General features: G+C 72.8%; 13 protein-coding genes and 3 pseudogenes (1 of these 16 running past the window's edge). 8 read left to right on the forward strand and 8 right to left on the reverse strand.

The window, feature by feature from the left end; all coding sequences use genetic code 11:
• Positions 1-2,844, reverse strand: a pseudogene (locus FrCorBMG51_RS07215) (bifunctional FO biosynthesis protein CofGH); the annotation flags it as partial.
• Positions 2,845-3,018: 174 nt separating this feature from the next.
• Here FrCorBMG51_RS07215 and FrCorBMG51_RS07220 point away from each other — a divergent pair.
• The gene (locus FrCorBMG51_RS07220) at positions 3,019-3,210 is read left to right on the forward strand and encodes a hypothetical protein (RefSeq protein ID WP_013872560.1); all 192 of its coding nucleotides are present in this window, start codon (positions 3,019-3,021) and stop codon (positions 3,208-3,210) included.
• A 180-nt stretch (positions 3,211-3,390) separates the two neighbouring features.
• On the opposite strand, the gene FrCorBMG51_RS07225 is transcribed toward FrCorBMG51_RS07220, so the two are convergent.
• Entirely contained in the window at positions 3,391-3,642 is a 252-nt protein-coding gene (locus tag FrCorBMG51_RS07225) for a hypothetical protein (RefSeq protein ID WP_013872559.1), read from the reverse strand.
• Between the two features lie 271 nt (positions 3,643-3,913).
• On the opposite strand from FrCorBMG51_RS07225, the gene FrCorBMG51_RS07230 reads away from it, so the two are divergent.
• The 4 genes and pseudogenes from FrCorBMG51_RS07230 to FrCorBMG51_RS07245 all read left to right on the forward strand — a co-directional run bounded on the left by FrCorBMG51_RS07230 (position 3,914) and on the right by FrCorBMG51_RS07245 (position 8,019).
• Complete coding sequence (locus FrCorBMG51_RS07230) at positions 3,914-4,510, forward strand: TetR/AcrR family transcriptional regulator (protein ID WP_047222317.1); 597 nt, start codon at positions 3,914-3,916, stop codon at positions 4,508-4,510.
• Positions 4,511-4,706: 196 nt separating this feature from the next.
• The gene (cofD, locus tag FrCorBMG51_RS07235; RefSeq protein WP_047222318.1) at positions 4,707-5,720 is read left to right on the forward strand and encodes a 2-phospho-L-lactate transferase; all 1,014 of its coding nucleotides are present in this window, start codon (positions 4,707-4,709) and stop codon (positions 5,718-5,720) included.
• Positions 5,713-7,043: pseudogene (locus FrCorBMG51_RS07240) on the forward strand (coenzyme F420-0:L-glutamate ligase). Before cofD ends, FrCorBMG51_RS07240 begins: the two are co-directional and overlap by 8 nt.
• A gap of 151 nt (positions 7,044-7,194) precedes the next feature.
• A complete protein-coding gene (locus FrCorBMG51_RS07245; RefSeq protein WP_047222319.1) occupies positions 7,195-8,019 on the forward strand; it encodes a DUF3105 domain-containing protein in 825 nt (274 codons plus the stop codon).
• A 118-nt stretch (positions 8,020-8,137) separates the two neighbouring features.
• Here the strand turns inward: FrCorBMG51_RS07245 and manB are convergent, their stop codons facing one another.
• Positions 8,138-9,211, reverse strand: a complete 1,074-nt coding sequence (manB, locus tag FrCorBMG51_RS07250; RefSeq protein ID WP_047222320.1) for a mannose-1-phosphate guanylyltransferase — start codon at positions 9,209-9,211, stop codon at positions 8,138-8,140.
• A 487-nt stretch (positions 9,212-9,698) separates the two neighbouring features.
• Between manB and FrCorBMG51_RS07255 the strand changes: the two genes are divergently transcribed.
• From FrCorBMG51_RS07255 to FrCorBMG51_RS07265, 3 genes are all read left to right on the forward strand, one after another.
• Positions 9,699-12,920 (forward strand): NAD-glutamate dehydrogenase domain-containing protein, encoded by a 3,222-nt coding sequence (locus FrCorBMG51_RS07255; protein ID WP_476742125.1) that lies wholly within the window; start codon positions 9,699-9,701, stop codon positions 12,918-12,920.
• Between the two features lie 192 nt (positions 12,921-13,112).
• The gene (locus tag FrCorBMG51_RS07260; protein ID WP_157180427.1) at positions 13,113-13,394 is read left to right on the forward strand and encodes a DUF4258 domain-containing protein; all 282 of its coding nucleotides are present in this window, start codon (positions 13,113-13,115) and stop codon (positions 13,392-13,394) included.
• Positions 13,394-13,630, forward strand: coding sequence for a type II toxin-antitoxin system MqsA family antitoxin (locus tag FrCorBMG51_RS07265; protein ID WP_047222322.1), 237 nt, complete (start codon positions 13,394-13,396; stop codon positions 13,628-13,630). Before FrCorBMG51_RS07260 ends, FrCorBMG51_RS07265 begins: the two co-directional genes overlap by 1 nt.
• Before the next feature lie 185 nt (positions 13,631-13,815).
• Here the strand turns inward: FrCorBMG51_RS07265 and FrCorBMG51_RS07270 are convergent.
• The 5 genes and pseudogenes from FrCorBMG51_RS07270 to FrCorBMG51_RS07295 form a co-directional block, all read right to left on the reverse strand.
• Positions 13,816-14,691 (reverse strand): annotated as a pseudogene (locus FrCorBMG51_RS07270) (glycosyltransferase family 2 protein); the annotation flags it as partial.
• Between the two features lie 202 nt (positions 14,692-14,893).
• A complete protein-coding gene (locus FrCorBMG51_RS07275) occupies positions 14,894-16,021 on the reverse strand; it encodes a glycosyltransferase family 4 protein (RefSeq protein ID WP_083731015.1) in 1,128 nt (375 codons plus the stop codon).
• Positions 16,022-16,186: 165 nt separating this feature from the next.
• Positions 16,187-17,326, reverse strand: coding sequence for a glycosyltransferase family 4 protein (locus FrCorBMG51_RS07280; protein ID WP_047222324.1), 1,140 nt, complete (start codon positions 17,324-17,326; stop codon positions 16,187-16,189).
• A gap of 129 nt (positions 17,327-17,455) precedes the next feature.
• Entirely contained in the window at positions 17,456-18,163 is a 708-nt protein-coding gene (locus FrCorBMG51_RS07285) for a class I SAM-dependent methyltransferase (protein ID WP_047222370.1), read from the reverse strand.
• A 187-nt stretch (positions 18,164-18,350) separates the two neighbouring features.
• A protein-coding gene (locus FrCorBMG51_RS07295; RefSeq protein ID WP_052914446.1) for a Fic family protein crosses the window boundary here: on the reverse strand, positions 18,351-18,723 show its 3' end. Its footprint extends 764 nt past the window's final position; 373 of the gene's 1,137 nt are visible here — the last part of the coding sequence; its start codon lies off the right edge, out of view; its stop codon occupies positions 18,351-18,353.

Consider the following 18,723-nt stretch of genomic DNA (forward strand, 5'->3'; position numbering starts at 1 on the left):
GCGGGCTGCGGCCAGCCGCTCCGCCGGGACCCGCCCGTAGGTCGTCGTCCGCTGCCGCGCCGGCCGTCCCGCGGCCTGGGCCAGCGCCTCCAGCTCCGCGACGGAACGGGCCGACCCGTGCTGGGAGCCGGCCATCCGGCTGATGGTCTCCTCCATGAGCGTGCCGCCGACGTCGTTGACCCCGCCGCGCAGGACCTGCTCACAACCGTCCGGGCCGAGCTTCACCCAGGAGCACTGGATGTTGTCGATCGCGCCGTGCAGGAGCAGCCGGGCCATCGCGTGCACCGCCCGGTTCTCCTGCACGGTGGGGCCGGGCCGGGCCACGCCGGCCAGATAGATCGGCGAGCTGTGGTGGACGAACGGCAGCGCCACGAACTCGGTGAACCCGCCGGTGGATTCCTGGATGCGGCGCAGCAGCCGCAGGTGGGCCACCCAGTGCGCCGGGGTGTCCACATGCCCGTACATCATCGTGGCGGACGACCGCAGGCCCACCTGGTGCGCGGTCGTGATGATCTCCACCCAGGCCGAGGCCGGCAGCTTGCCCTTGGTGAGCACCCAGCGGACGTCGTCGTCGAGGATCTCGGCGGCCGTCCCCGGGACCGAGTCGACGCCGGCCTCGCGGGCCGCGGTCAGCCAGTCCCGGATGGACAGGCCGGTCCGGTTGACGCCGTTGACGACCTCCATCGGGGAGTAGGCGTGCAGGTGTATGCCCGGGACCCGGCTCTTGATCTCGCGGGCCAGGTCGAAGTAGGCGGTCCCGGGCAGGTCCGGGTGGATGCCGCCCTGCATGCATATCTCGGTGGCGCCGGCCGCCCACGCCGCCTCGGCCCGGGTGCCGACCTCCTGTTGGGAGAGCGTGTAGGCGTCGGCGTCGCCCCGCCGCTGCGCGAACGCGCAGAACCGGCACCCGGTGTAGCAGACGTTCGTGAAGTTGATGTTCCGATTGACGATGTAGGTGACGTCGTCGCCGACGGCGTCGCGCCGCAGGTCGTCCGCGAGCCAGCAGAGCTCCTCGAGCGCGGGGCCGGCCGCGCCGAACAGGATCAGGGCGTCCGCGTCGCTGATGCCCGCCGGATCGTCGGCGGCGCGCCGCAGCGCGGCCCGCGTCTCGCCGTCGAGGCGCGTTGGCACGCCGGCAGCGGTGGCCGAGGCCGGCGAATCCCCACCGGACACAGCGTCGCGCACGGCGACGCCTTCAGGCACAGCGTCGCCCTGCGCGACGCCACCAGCGGGCACAGCGTCGCCCTGCGCGGTGTCACTCGATACGGCGCGAGATCCCGTGCCGATCACCCCGTCCGCGCCGGTGCCCGCGGCGCTGACCTGCGCGCGTAGGACGTCCCAGTCGCCGTAGACCGAGGCGAAGTCCGCCCGGCGGTCGGTACGGCGGCCGGAGACGTCGATGGCCGTCTGCAGGTCGACCCGGCCGCTGTCGGCGAGCCCGCCGTCCGGCTCCTGCCAGGGGCGGCCCACCGCGGCCGCTCCCGCGCGCAGCAGGCCGTCCGGGCCGCTCAGCGCGGCCACGTGCGGGCGCAGCCTGGGGTCCAGCCACGGTTCGTCCAGGTAGGGCGGGTAGGCGGTCAGCCGGGGCCGCAACGTCAGGCCAGCCGCCGCGGTGGCCGTGGCCAGGGCTGTCACCGCCGGCCAGGGCCGTTCCGGGTTGACGTGGTCCGGTGTCACCGGTGACACCCCGCCCCAGTCGTCGATGCCGGCGGCCAGCAGCAGCGCGCACTCGTCCGGGTCGACCAGGTTCGGCGGCGCCTGCAGCCGCAGGGACGGGCCGAGCACCAGCCGGGCGACGGCGACCGCCGCGGCGAGTTCCTCGGCGCCGACGTCGGGCGTGCCCCGCATCGCCGTGTCGTCCTTGGCCCGGAAGTTCTGGACGATCACCTCCTGGATACCGCCGTAACGGCGGGNGCTCTGATCGCGAACAGCGTCTCGGCGCGTTCCAGGTAGGTCTCGCCGATGCCGAGCAGCAGGCCGGTGGTGAACGGCACCGACAGTCGGCCGGCGTCCTCCAGCACCCGCAGCCGGCGGGCCGNGGGCCGGCTCCTTGTCGGGCGAGCCGTAGTGCGGGCCGCCCGGGGTGGACCACAGCCGGGTCGCGGTCGTCTCCAGCATCATGCCCATGGACGGCGCGACCGGCTTGAGCCGGGCGAGCTCCTGCCAGGACAGCACCCCGGGGTTCAGGTGCGGCAGCAGCCCGGTCTCCTCCAGGACGGCGATGGCCGCCGCCCGCAGATAGCCGAGGGTGGAGTCGTAGCCATGGCTGTCCAGCCACTGGCGCGCCGCCGGCCAGCGGTCCTCCGGGCGATCGCCCAGGGTGAACAGCGCTTCCGCGCAGCCCGCCGCCGCGCCGCTGCGGGCGATCTCGACGACCTCGTCCAGGCTCAGGTAGGGCGCGGGCAGCCGGTGCGGGACGGTCGCGAACGTGCAGTAGTGGCACCTGTCCCGGCACAGCCGGGTGAGGGGGATGAACACCTTCGGCGAATAAGTGATCGTGCCCGGCCGCCCGGCCGAGCGCAGGCCGGCGTCGCGCACCCGCGCCGCCGACGCGGACAGGTCGACGAGATCGTCCCCACGGGCGGTCATCAGCACGGCCGCCTCCACCGCGTCGAGCGGCACGCCGTCGCGGGCCCGGCGCAGCGCGCGCCGCAGCGCCGGGCCCGCGGGAGCCAGGCCGGCTTCGGCGCCGGTGGTCGCTCGGTCACGCGGCTCACGACCCGGCTGGACGGCAGGCCGTACCGGCCGGGCGGCCGTCTGTCCGGTCTGCCGTGTCACCGGCGGCGTGGCATCGCTGTCCGTGGCCCGGGACGGGCCCTGCGTGGGCTCCCGCGATCTCGTCATCTACCCATCCGAATCCCAGCGATCATCTATCGGGCGAAGCCGCCAGCAGCACGATCATGTTCTTCGCACCGGCGACGGCCATCGCATCCGGGCGCATCCGGGCACCCATACGGACACCTCTGTCGGACACGTCCGGGCACCTCCGGGCCCCCTCGAGCCGAAGGTGGCAGGACCATGCTCCGCGCGCCGCCGGCGGCCGGCATCTTCGAGGAGCCCGTGTTCGGGGATCCCGAAGGCCGACAGCAACGCGATCATGCTTTTCACGCCCGGGCGGCGGTGGCATCCGGCCACGCCGCCAGGGTCACCGCGACGATCCGGCCGACTGCCGCCGGTTGGCTGTCACCAGGGCCCGAAGGGCGCCTGTAGTCACGGACAGTCAACGGCAGACCGATCATGCTCTGTGCGCAGCCGGCTCCGAACGCCGCTTCGCGAGCCCGGGCGGCCCAGGCCGTGCCCGCGGGATGCCGGCCGACGTGAGCGCCTCCGCGCGGTCGAACATCCCCCGGGCACGACACAGGCCTCGGGCCGACAGGTGGTGTCAGCGGGTCAGGTGGTGATGGCGCGCAGCCGGCTGGCAACACCAAGAATGTTGTACGTCCGGGTACGGGCGACGAGCCGGTCGCAGCTGCGGGCCCCGGGGTCGCCCGGCGGTGCCGGGGACCTGCCCGCGCTACGGCGTACCTGCGAACGCCTGGCTGCCTCGACCTGTGGATGGCGCGCGTCGGCCAGCGCCCGGGCCAGCGTCGCCGTGAGGGCGTCGAGGCTGTGGCGCATCACGGGCGGCTTCGACTGGGACATGAATCGTCCTTTCCGGTTACGGCACACATGCCGGTGGTACATCCAGTCTCCCCATCCTCTCTAAGCAGAATCAAGAGATACGACACATCCAATGCGATCCGCCATCTTTTCAAGATCACAACTCGGAGCGACAGGGCGGACCGGACAAAAAACGACCTTGACGGGTGGATACACCGATAACGGACGACAACCACCGTTGACATCCATCACGTGTCGCCGGTCCGGGTACCTTCCACGCACCGATGACGGCGACGGTCGTTAGGCTGATCAGGTGCCGCGTAACCGTCAGGAGGTCCCACGCGAGGAGCGAATAGACGCGCTACTGGCCGTCGCCGAGCAACAGTTCCTCGCCCGCGGCTTCGCCGCCACCTCCGTCGCCGAAATCGCCCGGGCAGCGGGCATCGAGCCAGGCTCCGTCTACTGGTATTTCCGGTCGAAGGACCACGCCTTCGCCGCCGTCCTCAACCGGTTGCTCGACGGTGAGGTCGACCGCATCGAGGCGCTCGACGGTGATCCGGCGCAGAAGCTGTTCGCGGCCCTGGATTCGGTCGAACGCCGGCGTTCCCTGCATCCCTGTGTGGCCGAACGCGCACCGCACTCCCCGACGGTGATGGAGTACCACGAACGGCTGCACTCCTGGCTGCACGATCTGGCGCTGGCCACGGTCGCCGACCATGTCGACGAAACGGAACAGGACATCGCCGCGGACGCGGTCGTGGCCACCATCGAAGGCGGGCTGGCCGACCCCGCTCCGACGCGGCCGACCAGCAGCCTGGTGCGCTATCTGCTGGCCGCGTTCGCCATCCACCACCCCGCGGCCGGGGCCGACAGCACCCCCCTGTCCCGGCCGGCGAGCGCGCAGCCGTAGGTTTTTGTCAGGCTTCGTGAGTTCCCCGAGTCCCAGCGCCTGACAGCCGCGGGGAACCGGCGGCCCTGGAACGCGGCACTGGAACGCGGCCGCGGTACCCACGGCGGCCGGCTCGGCCGTCACCGGTGACAGCATGCGGATAGGGTCGAACGGTGACACAGTCACGGGACGCGAGGGCACGGGACGCGAGGGCACGGTGAGGATCACAGCGCTCGCGGGCGGCATCGGGGGATCCCGTTTCCTGCTCGGTGTGCGGGCCGCGTTACCCGACGCCGACATCACGGTGATCGGCAACACCGGTGACGACATCACCCTGCACGGCCTGCGTATCTGCCCCGACCTCGACACGGTCATGTACACCCTCGGCGGGGGGATCTCCACCGAGCGGGGCTGGGGCCGGCACGAGGAGACGTTCACCGTGGCCGAAGAGCTGGCAGCCTACGGCGTCGGCCCGGCCTGGTTCGGGCTCGGCGACCGCGACCTCGCCACCCATCTCGTCCGCACCCAGATGCTCGCCGCCGGCTATTCGCTCACCGACGTGACCGCGGCGCTGTGCCAGCGGTGGCAGCCGGGGCTACGTCTGCTGCCGATGAGCGACGACCGGGTCGAGACGCATGTGGTCGTCGACACCGAGCAGGGGCGGCGGGCCGTGCACTTCCAGGAGTGGTGGCTGCGGATGCGCGCCGCCACCCCGGCCCAGGAGATCATCTCGGTCGGGGCCGAGCAGGCGCGGCCGGCACCGGGGGTGCTCGACGCGCTCGCGGACGCCGACGTCGTGCTGCTCCCGCCGTCGAACCCGGTGGTGTCCATCGGGTCGATCCTCGCCGTGCCGGGGCTGCGGGCGGCGCTGGTCGCGACACCCGCGCCCGTCGTCGGGGTGTCCCCGATCATCGGCGGGGCCCCGGTACGCGGCATGGCGGACGCCTGCCTGCGCGCGATCGGTGTGGCCACCACCGCGGGCGCGGTCGGCGCCCACTACGGCGCCCGCGGCACCCCCGCCACGGGCAGGAGCAGCGGCGGCGGGGGCACCAGCGGCGGGGGCACCGACGCGGCCGCTGGCGGCGGGATCCTCGACGGCTGGCTGGTCGACACCGCCGACACCGGCACGCAGGTACCCGGCGTCACGGTGAAGGCCCGGCCACTGCTGATGACGGACATCGGCGCGACCGTCGAGATCGTCCGCGCGGCTCTGGAGCTCGCCGGTGTCTGAGTCACCACGTTCGTCACTTTCCGTAATAGCCATCACGGGAATCGGCGAGATACACGCGGGCGACGACCTCACAGCGGTCATCGCAACCGCGCTTGCCACCCAGAATGTCACGTTACGCGACGATGACATCCTCGTCGTCACCTCGAAGATCGTCTCGAAGGCCGAGGGGCGGCTGGTCCCGGCGGGCGGCGACCGGGATGCCGCGCGACTGGCCGCCGTCGAGACCGAGACCGTCCGCGAGGTCGCCGCCCGAGGGCCGACCCGCATCGTCGAGACCCGGCACGGGTTCGTGCTCGCCAATGCCGGGGTGGACGCGTCGAACGTCCGCAAGGACGAGATCGCCCTGCTGCCGCTCGACCCGGACGCGAGCGCGCGGGCCCTGGTCGACGGCCTGCGGGCCCGTCTGGGCGTGTCCGTGGGCGTCGTCGTCAGCGACACCGCCGGCCGGCCGTGGCGGGCCGGCCTGACCGACCACGCGATCGGTGTCGCGGGGCTGGCCGCGCTGCGCAGCCACATCGGCGACGTCGACCCGTACGGCAACGAGCTGGGCATGACCGAGATCGCCGAGGCGGACGAGCTGGCCGCCGCCGCCGACCTGGTCAAACGGAAGCTGTCCGGGGTGCCGGTGGCGCTCGTGCGCGGCCTGCGCGCGCTCGCCGACGACGGCCGCGGGGCCCGGGCGCTGGTCCGTCCGGCGGGCGAGGACATGTTCCGGCTCGGCACCGCCGAGGCCCGGCGCTCGGCGGTCACCGCCCGGCGGACGGTCCGCGAGTTCAGCGACGCGCCCGTGGATCCGCGGGCGCTCCAGCGCGCCTTCGCCGCCGCCGTGACCGCCCCGGCCCCGCATCACACGACCCCGTGGCGGTTCGTGGTCGTCGCCGACGCCCGCGACGAGCTGCTGACACGGATGGCCGAGGCATGGGCTGCGGACCTGCGCGCGGACGGCTTCGACCCGGCCGCGGTCACCCGCCGGCTAGGGCGTGGCGACGTCCTGCGCCGGGCGCCCGTCCTGGTCGTGCCCTGCCTGGTCACCGACGGCGCCCATGGCTATCCCGACCGCCGGCGGGCCGCCNCGCCGCCGAGGAGCGGATGTTCCTGGTCGCGATGGGAGCCGGCGTGCAGAACATGCTGGTCTGCCTGGCCGCGGAGGGCCTGGGAGCGTGCTGGGTGTCGAGCACCCTGTTCTGCCCGGACGTGGTCCACGAGGTGCTGCGGCTGCCGGCGGACTGGCAGCCCATGGGCGCGGTGGGGATCGGCCATCCGGCGCGTCCGCCCGAGCCACGCCCGCCCCGGGACGTCACGCCGTTCGTCGTCACCAGGTGAGCCGGGTCACGTGGCCCGGGCCGGGTGAGCGGATCAGCTGACCAGGAGCGGGTGACCAGGAGCGCACCCTGTGACCCGGATCCCGTAACCGGAACCTCATGGCCAGGACGGGGTGCGGCGTGATATTCGGACCTTCGTAGGATGGGGCGCCGTGGGCAAAAAGAACGCGGAACGCAACGCACGGCTGGAGGCGCTCCGGCGCGAACAGCGGCGCCAGGAGCGGCGCCGCTCCTGGCTGCTCTACGGTTCCGCCAGTGTCGTCCTGCTCGCGGTGCTGGCCGGCATCATCTATGCCGTGCGCGACAACCAGTCGAAGGACGAAACCCGCAAGGTCGGCTATGTCGCGGCGGCGAGCGGGGCCGCGGCGACGGCCGGGTGCACCGGGGTCGTCAACGACGCGTCACGCGGCAACACCCATGTCGCGGCGAACGAGACCGTCAACTACGACGTGGCCCCGCCGTCGTCCGGCAACCATGACGCCGACCCGCTGCCGGACGCCTACCGCTTCTACGAGCGCATCCCGAAACTGCGGATCGAACGCGCCGTGCACAATCTCGAGCACGGCTTCGTCATCGGCTGGTACGACCCGAAGCTCCCCGACGACCAGGTCACGGCGCTGCGTGCGGCTGCTGAGAACGCCGGTGAGCGGTTCATCGCGCTGCCCTGGGAACGCGGCGACTTCCCCGAGGACAAGCACTTCGTCCTCACCGCCTGGGACCGCACCCAGCGTTGCGCGACCGTCTCCGAGAGCGTCATCAAGGAGTTCGTGTCCACCTACGCCAACCCGGACCCCGCCGGCGCGGCCTGGGACTCCCCCACCGCCGCCGAGTCAGGTGCCTCCGGTGGGAGCCTCAACCTCAGCCCGACGATCGCGGGCACGGTGGCCGCGCTGACCGCGCAGGCGCAGGCCACGCCGGGCGGGACGACTCCCGCGCCGGGGACGTCCGCCGCGCCCGATCCCACGGTGCCGCGCTGAGCGCTTCGGCGTTGAGAGCTTTGGTGCGGAGAGCTTCGGGCAGGCCGCGGGCGCGCGCCCCGGCCAGGAGACGAACGAAGGGCCGGGTGGACGCCGCCAGCCGGCCCGCCCCGGCCGGTCAGACGCGGTCGGAGCTGAAACGGATCGCGCCCGCGGTCAGCACCGCGTCGGGGAAGACGCGGGCGCCGGCCCGCAGCTCATTGCCGGCCCCGATCCGTGCGCGGTCACCGATGACCACCCCGTCCAGCGACACCCTGTTCCCGACGACCGCGCCGGCGCCCACCACCGAGGTGCGCACGGTCGCGCCCTCACCGATCACCGCGCCGTCGAAGAGCACCGCGCCGTCGACGGTGGCGCCGGCACCCACCACCGCGCCGACGCCCACCACCGCGCCCCCGCCGATCTTGGCGTCGACGGCGACGGAGGCGCCTGGCAGCACCAGCCAGTCACCCACCGGCCCCGGCAGCGCCGAGGAGGCGATCCGTCCGGTCACCAGATCCCGGGAGCCCCGGACGAACGCGTCGGGTGTGCCCAGGTCCAGCCAGTAGGTGCTGTCGATGTAGCCGACCACCAGGAAACCGGCGTCCAGCAGCCCGGGGAAGGTCTCCCGCTCGACCGAGACCGGACGCCCCACCGGAATGCTGTCGATCACCGACCGGCGGAACACGTAACAGCCCGCGTTGATCCGGTTGGTCGGCGGGTCGGGTGTCTTCTCCAGGAACTGGGTGACCCGGCCGTCCGCGTCGGTGGAGACGACACCGAACGCCCGCGGGTCGTCGACCTCGGTCAGGTGCAGGGTGACGGCCGCGTCGGCCTGGCGGTGGCGCCGCACCAGCGCGGCGATGTCCAGCCCGGAGAGGATGTCGCCGTTGAAGACGACCACCGGGTCGTCCGGGCCGCCACGCAGCCTCGACGCGACGTTGCGGATCCCGCCGCCGGTCCCGAGCGGCTCGGCCTCGGTGACGTATTCCAACTCCAGCCCGTGGGCGGAGCCGTCCCCGAAATACTCCTCGAACACCTCGGCCCGGTACGAGGTCGCGAGAACGACCCGGGTGATCCCCGCGTCCCGGGCGCGGGCGAGCATGTGGGCGGTCACCGGCACCCCGGCGACCGGAAGCATCGGTTTCGGTGCCGACATCGTCAACGGGCGCAGCCGGCTGCCCTGCCCCCCGACCAGCATCACAGCGTCCATGGCGGGTCAGTTTCGCAGAGGCGACACCGCCTGGTGCACGATGTTCGCGTATTTCGGTGACGTCGCGTCGCGGACACCCAGCCGTGGGAGCCGGCCAGCCGGCCGCGCGGTGTGCCGGAGTGCGCTGCCCGGCACTTCTGGCGATGCTGAAAGGGTGGTACGCCCGTCTGATCGCAGCTATCGGCTCCTGCACGACGGCACCCTGTCGGGTGCCGAGACCGCTCTGGCCGGGCTGGCCCAGGGCTGGGAGCCGGGCTTCGCCGCCGCCCGCACCGACGACGGGACCGCCACGCTGGCGGTGTGGCTCGCCTGGCAGGCGCACGAGCCGCCGATCGCCGACGTGATACCGGTGCTGGCCAACCTGGGCCTGCGCGCGCGGACCCACCGCTGCCTGCCGAGCCGTCCGGGCCCGGACGGGGGCATGGCCACCCTGGACGAGTACCACATGATCGTCTCCCCGGAGCTGGCGGAGGCGGCGCTGAAGCAGATGGACGGGCTGCGCGACATCCTCAGTGGTCTCGCGCTCGGGGACGTCGACAGCGACAGCCTGGACTCGCTGGTGCTCACCGCCGGGCTCACCGCCCGTGAGGTGCGGCTGCTGCGGACGCTGTTCCGTTACCTGCGCCTGGCCGGGACGTCGCTGGGTGGGCGCTACGCCCACCGCGTCCTGACCGCCCACCCGTCCTACGCGCACGACCTGGTGGCCCTCTTCCACGCCCGGATGGATCCGTTGCGGGCGAACCCGGACAACGCCGAACGGCTGCACGCCGCGCTGGAGGACGCGCTCGGGTGGGTGACGGGCATCAACGACGACACCGTGCTGCGCAGGCTGCGCGACGTCGTCCTCGCGATCGTCCGGACGACGTTCTACGCGACACCCGACTCGGCGCCGGAGCGGATCCAGCTCCAGCGAACGCTGCCCGACCGGCCGGCGGGAGCCGGCCNCCGGCCGGCGGGAGCCGGCCACGCACCCTCCGAACAGAGCGAGCCGGCCGGGCCAGCCGGGTCAGCGGTCCACGCCGGGTACGGCCACGGATACGAGATGGGCGGTGGCGCCGGGGACGCGCTGGCCTTCAAACTCGCCCCGGCCGGGCTGCCGTGGCTGCCCCGGCCGCTGCCGGAGGCCGAGACCTTCGTCAGCTCCCCCCGGTTCGACGCGGTGCACCTGCGCGGCGCCCTGCTGGCCCGCGGCGGTATCCGCTGGTCCGACCGTCAGGAGGACCTGCGGACCGAGATCCTCGGTCTGATGAAGGCCCAGCGGGTCAAGAACGCCGTCATCGTGCCGGACGGGGCCAAGGGCGGGTTCGTGCTGCGCCGCCCGCCGACGGACCCGGGGCGGCTCGCCCGGCTGGCCGAGTCCTGCTACACGCGGTTCATGGAGGCGCTGCTGGCCCTCGTCGACAACCGGGCCGACGGCGAGACGCACTGCCGGGCGGGGATGGTCTGCCACGACGGGTCCGACACCTATCTGGTCGTCGCCGCCGACAAGGGCACGGCCCGCTTCTCCGACCTGGCCAACCAGGTGGCGGCGGCGAACGGCTACTGGCTCGGCGACGCGTTCGCCTCCGGCGGCCGCAGCGGATACGATCACAAGGCGCTGGGCATCACCGCCCGCGGCGTGTGGGAGTCGGTGCGTCGGCACTTCGCCGAGCTCGGCGTCGACGCCGACCGCGAGCCCCTGACCGTCGTCGGCATCGGTGACATGTCCGGCGACGTCTTCGGCAACGGGATGCTGCTCTCCCGCCATCTGCGGCTGGTGGCCGCCTTCGACCACCGGCACATCTTCCTCGACCCCGACCCCGACCCGGCCCGGTCGTTCGAGGAGCGCCGCCGGCTGGCGTCGCTGCCGTCGAGCAGCTGGGACGACTACGACCGCGGCCTGCTGTCGGCCGGCGGGGGCGTTTTCCCGCTGTCGTCCAAGCGGATCGAGCTGACCGAGCCGGTCCGCGAGCTGCTCGGTGTCGGCGACGACACGCTGCCCGCCGACGCCCTGGTCCGGGCGATCCTGCGCGCACCGGTCGACCTGATGTGGAACGGCGGCGTGGGCACCTGGGTGAAGGCCAGCGGGCAGGAGCACGCCTCGGTCGGGGACAAGGCCCGCGACGGGATGCGGGTCGACGCCCGGCAGCTGCGCTGCCGGGTCGTGGCCGAGGGCGGCAACCTCGGCCTCACCGACGCCGCCCGGGTCGAGTTCGCCCTGCGCGGCGGACGGTGCAACACCGACTTCGTGGACAACTCCGGCGGCGTCGACTGCTCCGACCGCGAGGTCAACATCAAGATCGGTCTTGAGCTGGCGATCGGGGCGGGTGCGATCGACCGGGCCGAACGCGAGCGGCTGCTGGCGGCCGCCACCGGCGACGTCGTGCGGGCGGTCCTGACCGACTGTGCCCGCCAGGCCCTGGCGCTGAGCGCGGCGGAACGCCATGTCGTGACCTCGGCGGACGGGCTGTCGAGGTTCGTCGAGCACCTGGTCGACACCGGCGAGATCGACCTGGACGTCGAGACCCTGCCGGGCGCCGAGGAGCTGACCGCCCGGGTCGCCGCGGGACGCACGTACACCCGGCCGGAGATCGCCATCCTGCACGCCTACGCCAAACGGACGGTGGCCCGCGCACTGCTGGACTCGCCCCTGCCCGACGATCCGGCGCTCGTACCCGTCCTGGACGCCTACCTGCCGGCGTCCCTGCGGCCGGTGCTGCACGCGCACTTCGACCGCCACCCGCTGCGACGGGAGATCGTCACGTCCCAGCTCACCAACTCGATCATCGACCGGGTCGGCGCCGGGTTCCTGCACCGCCTGCGGGAGCTGACTGGCGCGGACACGGTCCAGGGGGCGCGCGCGTTCGTCATCACCGGCAGCCTGCTCGGCCTCACCGACATCTGGGAGGCGCTCGACACGCACTGCCTCGGCGGAGATCTCAGTGGCGGCAGCCCCAGCGGCGGCCCCAGTGGCGGCATCGGTGGCGGCTCTGGCGGAAGCCCCGGTGACGGCTCCGCCGAGGGCAGCCGTTCACGCCCGGCCGTGGGTTCCAGCGATCCGTCCGCCGAGGCCCTGCTGCACTGCCACTTCGTCCAGGAGGAGGCCGCGCTGTGGCTGCTGCGCTCCCGCCGGTCACTGCTGGACATCACGGCCGAGACCACCCGTTACGCCGAGGGGGTGGCCGAGGTCGCCGCGGCGCTGCCCACCGTGCTCGCCACCGTGGGCAGCGACCAGGAGCTGACCGCCGTCCTGCGGTTCGCCGAACAGCTCTACGAACGCGGCCTGCCTGCCCCGCTGGCCGAACGCGTCGCCTGGCTGGACGCGATGAGCCCGGCGCTGGACGTCGTCGACGTCGCACTACGTAACGATCTTGAGCCGAGTGACGTGCTGCACGTCCACACCGCCATCGGGACGAGGCTGGGGCTCGGCAAGCTGGGCCTGGCGCACCTGATCGGCCGTGGCGCGCAGCCGCCCGGCCAGTCACGCTGGGAGCACATGGCCGCCGCGGCACTGCGGGCGGATGTCGCCCGGGCCCGCTCGGCACTGACCGAGGCCGCCATGTCGGCGCCCGAGTTCGATCCGGACGCGGCCATCGAACGGATCACCACCGGCGCCCGGGCGGACCGGGTACGCGCCATCGTCGAGGAGGCCGCGGCGGCTCCCCGCCTCACCAGCGCCATGATCTCCGTCGTGGCCAGCCGCCTGAACGAACTCGCCCCAAGCCGCTAGGCTGCGACCCTACCGTCCGGCCAATCGCCGTTTCCACGGGTCAGCCCCCACATCGTCGACTCGGTGCGTACCGGGGGACATACGCTGCGCTCCGAGGCGCCGGTTACGATCTTTATAGATCGTCGACCTTGCTCTGGTGGAGGCGTCATGCACGGAGGGGACGGCCACTACCGTCCAGTCTCACGACCCTACGTGCAACGGTTCAGCTACCGATACACGGAGCACGTCTTCGACAAACTTCAGATCATCGACATCGCGCTCGGCGAGTTTGAACGGTTACTCGGATCAGGCCAGGTCATCGAAGAAGCGCCGGGTGGACTGTTCGTCGCCAAGGAGTTAGTGCTGGTGGTCGAATGGCTCCGGCCACTGCATGTCGTAGTCGCCGTTGACGAGAGCCGGCGACAGGAGACACTGGTGACGGTATACGAGCCTTATCCGACCGAGTGGTCGGACGGCTTCCGGAGGAGGCGGTAGTGCGCTGTGACGTGTGTGGCAACGGCGAGATCCGTCCTGGCCGGAAGCCGAAGGTCGTACAGCGGGACGGCCGGGTGGCGGTGGTCACGGACATCCCGGTGGAGGAGTGCCCGTCGTGCGGTATGACGTGGCTGGACGGTCCGGTGGCACGCCGACTGGATGATCTTTTTCGTGAGATGCTGGCCGTCGACGCGGTGGCGGTCCGGCCCTACAGCGAGGCCGTGGCAGCGGCCTGAAAACCGCCCTCGCCCGGGGTACCCGAGTCGACGTTTCGTGGTGGGTCGCTGTCCCGGGTCACATCCGCATCTCGAACAGACCCCGTGTTCTGAACAGGCTCCGTGTCACGGGCGAGCTCTGTGTCGCGGGCCGGTGCCTCGTTCTGGGCGGGCTCAGTACTTCGGGACGGGTCGGTGCCGCGGGGCGGGAGGGCGTCGGCGGAGCGGGTCGCGCGGGCGCCGGCGCTGTTGTCGGCGAACGCCACGGCCAGCAGCAGACGCAGGCCGAGCCCCAGCCCGAGCAGGATCCGCAGCGGCAGATGGCGCGCGTCCGGGTACTGCCGGGACAGGTAACGGAACATGCTGCGGTGATGGGCGACGACCATGCGGCGGGAGGAGCGCCTCGTCGAGTGGCCGCCGAGATGTTCCACGACCGCGGTCGGCACGTAGACCCGCTGCCAGCCGAGCAGACCGAGCCGGCGGCCGAGGTCCACGTCCTCCATGAACATGAAGTACGTCTCGTCGAACCCGTCGACCGTCTCGAACGCCTGGCGCCGCAGCACCTGGCACGCCCCGGACAGCCAGCCGGCGGTCGTCTCGACCAGCGCGCCGCGCTCGCGGCGGTAGGCCGTCGTCCACGGGTTCGTCGGCCAGCACCAGCCGAACAGGGCGTGGCCGATCCCCCGCCACAGGGAGGGGAGCTCGCGGGCCGACGGGTAGAGCACGCCCCCCGGGTTGGTGATCGCCGGGCCGAAGGCGCCAGCGCCCGGCCAGCGTTCGGACGCCGCCAGCAGCTCGTCGAGCGACCCCGGCGTGAACGTGATGTCGGGGTTGGCCACCACCAGCCACGGGGCGGTACTGCCGGCGGCGCCACGGTTGACCGCCGTCCCGTAGCCGAGGTTGCGCCCGGTGCGCAGCAGGCGGACCTCGTCGCGTTCGGCGGCGGCGGCGGTGCCCTCGTCCAGCGCCGGCGAGTTGTCCACCACGACGACCTCGTAGGGCAGCGACGTGGCCTTGGCCAGGGAGTCCAGGAAGGGGCCGAGCACCTGCCCGGAGTGGAACGCCACGACCACCACCCGCAGGTGCGGCCGCGCGTCCCCGGGAACAGCGCCCTCCGGCCCGCCGTCCGGTGACGGTGGCGGTGACGCCGGTTGCGGCTGCGTCGGTGCTGCCTCGTTCTGTGCGCTCACTGACCGCCCTCTTCGTCCCTGCTCACCGGATGCGCACGCGATTGTCGCACCCGGGTCAGGATGCCACCGGCGGGGCCGAGGCCGACTGTCGGGGTCAGGACACAGCGGCCCGTGCGTAGCTCGCCAGGTGCGCCTCGGCGCTCGCCGCCCAGGTGAACTCCCGGGCCCGGGCGAGACCGGCCTGCGCCAGCGACTCACGCCGCGGCGCGTCGTCGAGCAGCGCGCCCATCTCCCGGGCGATCGAGTCGACGTCGGGCTGGGTGTAGGCGACGGCGTCACCGCCGACCTCCGGCAGGGACAGCCGGGGTGTCGTCAGCACCGGCGCGCCGCAGGCCATCGCCTCCAGCACCGGCAGCCCGAAGCCCTCCCCGTGGGACGGGTAGGCGACCAGCGACGCTCCGCCCAGATACCCGGGCAGGTCGGAGAAGCGCAGGTAGCCGGGGCGGACCACCTTCAGATGGGACGGCACCGAGGCGACCGCGGCGTCCACGTCGTCGTCCCAGCCCGAGCCGCCGGCGAGCACCAGCGCGGGGGGGTCCACTCGGTCGTGCACGGCCTCGGCCCAGCCTCGGATCAGGTTCGGCACGTTCTTGCGGGGCTCGAGCATCCCGAGGAAGGCGACGTAACGGCTGTCGCCGAGACCGAGCCGCAGCCGCACCCGGCGCTTGTCCTCCTCCGTGGGCGGGTGGAAGGTCGCGGTCTCCACCCCGTGGTAGGCGACGTCGGTCGTGGTCGAGTCGCCGTCGAGGACCCGGATGAGCTCGTCCCGGGTGGCCTTGGACGGGACGATGATCCTGTTTGCCTTGCGCACGGCGGTGCGCATCGCCGACCGGAAGAACGTTCCCTTCACGGCGGTGTGCATCTCCGGCTCTGTGAAGAACGTGACATCGTGGATGGTCACGCACACCGGCTGTGAGGTGCGCAACGGCATGGTGTAGTGCGGCGAATGGATGACCTGTGCGCCGACCTGGTAGGCGACCAGCGGCAGGCCGGTCTGTTCCCAGGCCAGGCGGGCGGGCCGGTGGGCGATCGCCGCCGGACCCGCCACCACGTTGGCGCGCGGGGCCATCCGGCCGTACCGCTCGTAGTCCGATCGTTGACAGACCAGGGCAAGGTCGGCGCCAGCCGCATCCAAGGCCGCCACCAGCCCGTCGACATAACGACCGACGCCACCACGGTCGGCTGGAACCGCAGTGGCGTCGACGAGCACCCGGGGAGACACGGCGCTCCTTCCGACTGGCGGCATGTTACTCACCGCTAGGTTCTTTGAGACCACCGACGCCGTGTGAAGCTGTCCCCCGACGGATCGCTCCCGATCCGTCGGGCGCTGCCGATCACATCGACCTCGGTCCGCAGGCAAGCCTACGCCCGCACCGGATCCCGAGAGTCACCCCGTCGAGAACTCCCGAGAGCCGCTAAGTCGACGGTAAAGGGACCAGAGCGATTCCGCTGCCCCGTTCCAGGTAAATGCCGCCGCTCTCGCTCGCCCGTCCACACTCAGCCGACGATGTAACTCTGCGTCGCTAACAACGGACGCGGCGGCGCGGGCCAGCGCGGTGGCGTCGCCGACCGCGACGGTTACTATCGCGGGCCCACCGACCTCGACGAACGCGGGAATGTCAGAGGCGATCACGGGGACGCCGTGGGCCATCGCCTCGACGACCGGCAGCCCGAAACCCTCCGACCGGCTCGGCGCGAGCAGCGCGGTGGCCCGCGACAGCACGACCGCGAGGTCGGCGTCGTCCAGCCGGCCGAGCAGCCGCAGCCGGGCCGGGTCGAGGCCGACACGGGTGGCCTCGGCCCGCAGGTCCAGCCCGCCCCAGCCCGGCGGGCCGACGTGCACCAGCGGCAGGTCGGGCGCGGCCGGGTCGCGCAGCGCGGCGAGCACCGTGTCCAGGCCCTTGCGCGGCTCCAGAGTGGCGAGGGTGAGCAGATAGCCGCCGGCGGGCAGGTCGAGACGTTCGGCGCGGGCGGCAGCGTCCGCCGGGACCTGCCCGACCGCCTCGCTCACCCCCTCCCCGACGACGTGCACCCGGTCGGCCGGGATCGGCAGACAGGCCCGCAGGTCGACGGCGACGGCCCTGGTGGGGACGATCACGGCGTCGGCGTGGCGGGCCACCCGGACGCCCATCCGCCGGTGCCAGCGAGCGCCGTGCGGGGTGAGGGTGTGCGGATGGGTCCACGGCACGGCGTCGTGGACCGTGACGACCAGCGGCACCCCCGGCCGCCGGGGCGGGACGAGCAGGGTGGGGGCGTGGACGACGTCCACCCCCGTCGGCGCCGGTCCGTGGCCACGCTGCCAGGCGGCGGCCAGCCCCTGGCGGGGCAGCGGCAGCCGGATGGGGCCGAGGACGCCCGGCACGGCCGCGGCGGCGGTGGCGGCCTCCGGGCGCCAGGCGCACCAGCCGACGACGGTCTCGCCCGACCGCGCCGTCCGCACGAGGGCGGCGGCGAGCTCCGCCGAGTACCGCCCCGTCCCCCCGGGCACCGGCGCCAGCATCTGGTCGAGGAGGAACCCAATCCGCACGACGAACCATCTTCCTCGGGAGAAGCCGGCCCGCTAACTGCCGGTGGTGTGGTGGCGGTGCCGGTCACAGTCGGTGCCGGTCACAGCCGGTGCCGGTCGTGGCCGGCGTCCGCCGCGAACCGGGCGTGGTTACCGTTTACGGGCGTGGAGCAGCACCACGCTGCCGTGGCCGTCCGGGGTACGCCGGTCGGACAGGGTGACGATCGGTGACAGCGGGGCCGCCGCGTTCCAGCCGGCCCGGCCGCCCTTCGCCGACAGCGTCAGGTACAGCCGCTCGGCCCGCCGCGAGCGGAACATGTAGGTCTGGCGCACCACCGTCAGGCCGCGCTCGTCGAGCAGCTTCGCCAACTGGTCGCCGGTGTAGGTCTGTTGGACGTGGTAGCGCTGCCGGTGCCGGGCGAACAGCCGCGGCCACTCGTCGGCGCGGGTGAGGGCGTCCGCGGACATGACAAGGTCCCCACCTGGCCTGAGCACCCGCGTCATCTCGGTGAGCGCGGCCGGCCCGTCGTCGAAGTGCTCGATCGCGCAGACCGACAGCACCACGTCGAAGGAGGCGTCGGCGAACGGCAGCGCCAGCGCGTTCCCCTCGACGAGTGAGGGACGCCCACGCAGCCGGCGGCCGAACTCCAGCTTGCCGCGGGCGAGGTCGAGGCAGACCGCCCGCGCCCCGCGGCGCACCGCCTGGCCAGCCCAGTACCCGTCACCGCCGGCGACGTCCAGGACGGTCCGCCCGGCCAGCTCACCCGCCCAGGCCAGCAGCGTGCCGGCCTCCCGGCGGCGCATGACGTGCACCTGATGCCCGGCATACGCCAGCGCCTGATCCCGCAGCAAGGCCACCGCCGCGCCTTTCGCGGTCGGCCCCTTCACCGCCACGCCTTTCGCGACCGCGCCTTTCGCGACCGCCCGCTTCCGCGTCTCACCGCCACCCACGTCATGAACGACAGTCTGCCCCGCCCCAACCACCCCCGGCCCACCACCCCCGACGGATCTGTCAAGCCCGGCGGATCTGTCAGGCCGGTGGGCTTCACCGATCGCGGGGCTTCCGCTCACAGAGGTCTTGGCCAGCGCACTCTCGAACGTGTGGATCGTCCGATTCCCGATCGGACGCAGCGTCCTGATCGGCACGAAAGGCGGCCAGAGAGATACCGGGAGCACCGCGGGACATCACCACGAACTCGCTGCGCGGGACGAACCGTGTGCGTCGCCGCAACGGGATCAGTTCACCGATCCGATGGCCGTCACGAGTAGCCGTGAACGCCTGGCCGCCCTGAACCGTGTCCATGATTTCCTTCGATCTTTCATCCGCCTCCACGATCGTGTTGTTGATCACATGTCTCCTCGCCGGCCGGCGCGCGCCGCGAACGCGTCGAGGGCGGGCGAGTACGGCGGTGGCCTGC

It is taken from the genome of Protofrankia coriariae (assembly GCF_001017755.1).
Classification (GTDB): domain Bacteria; phylum Actinomycetota; class Actinomycetes; order Frankiales; family Frankiaceae; genus Protofrankia; species Protofrankia coriariae.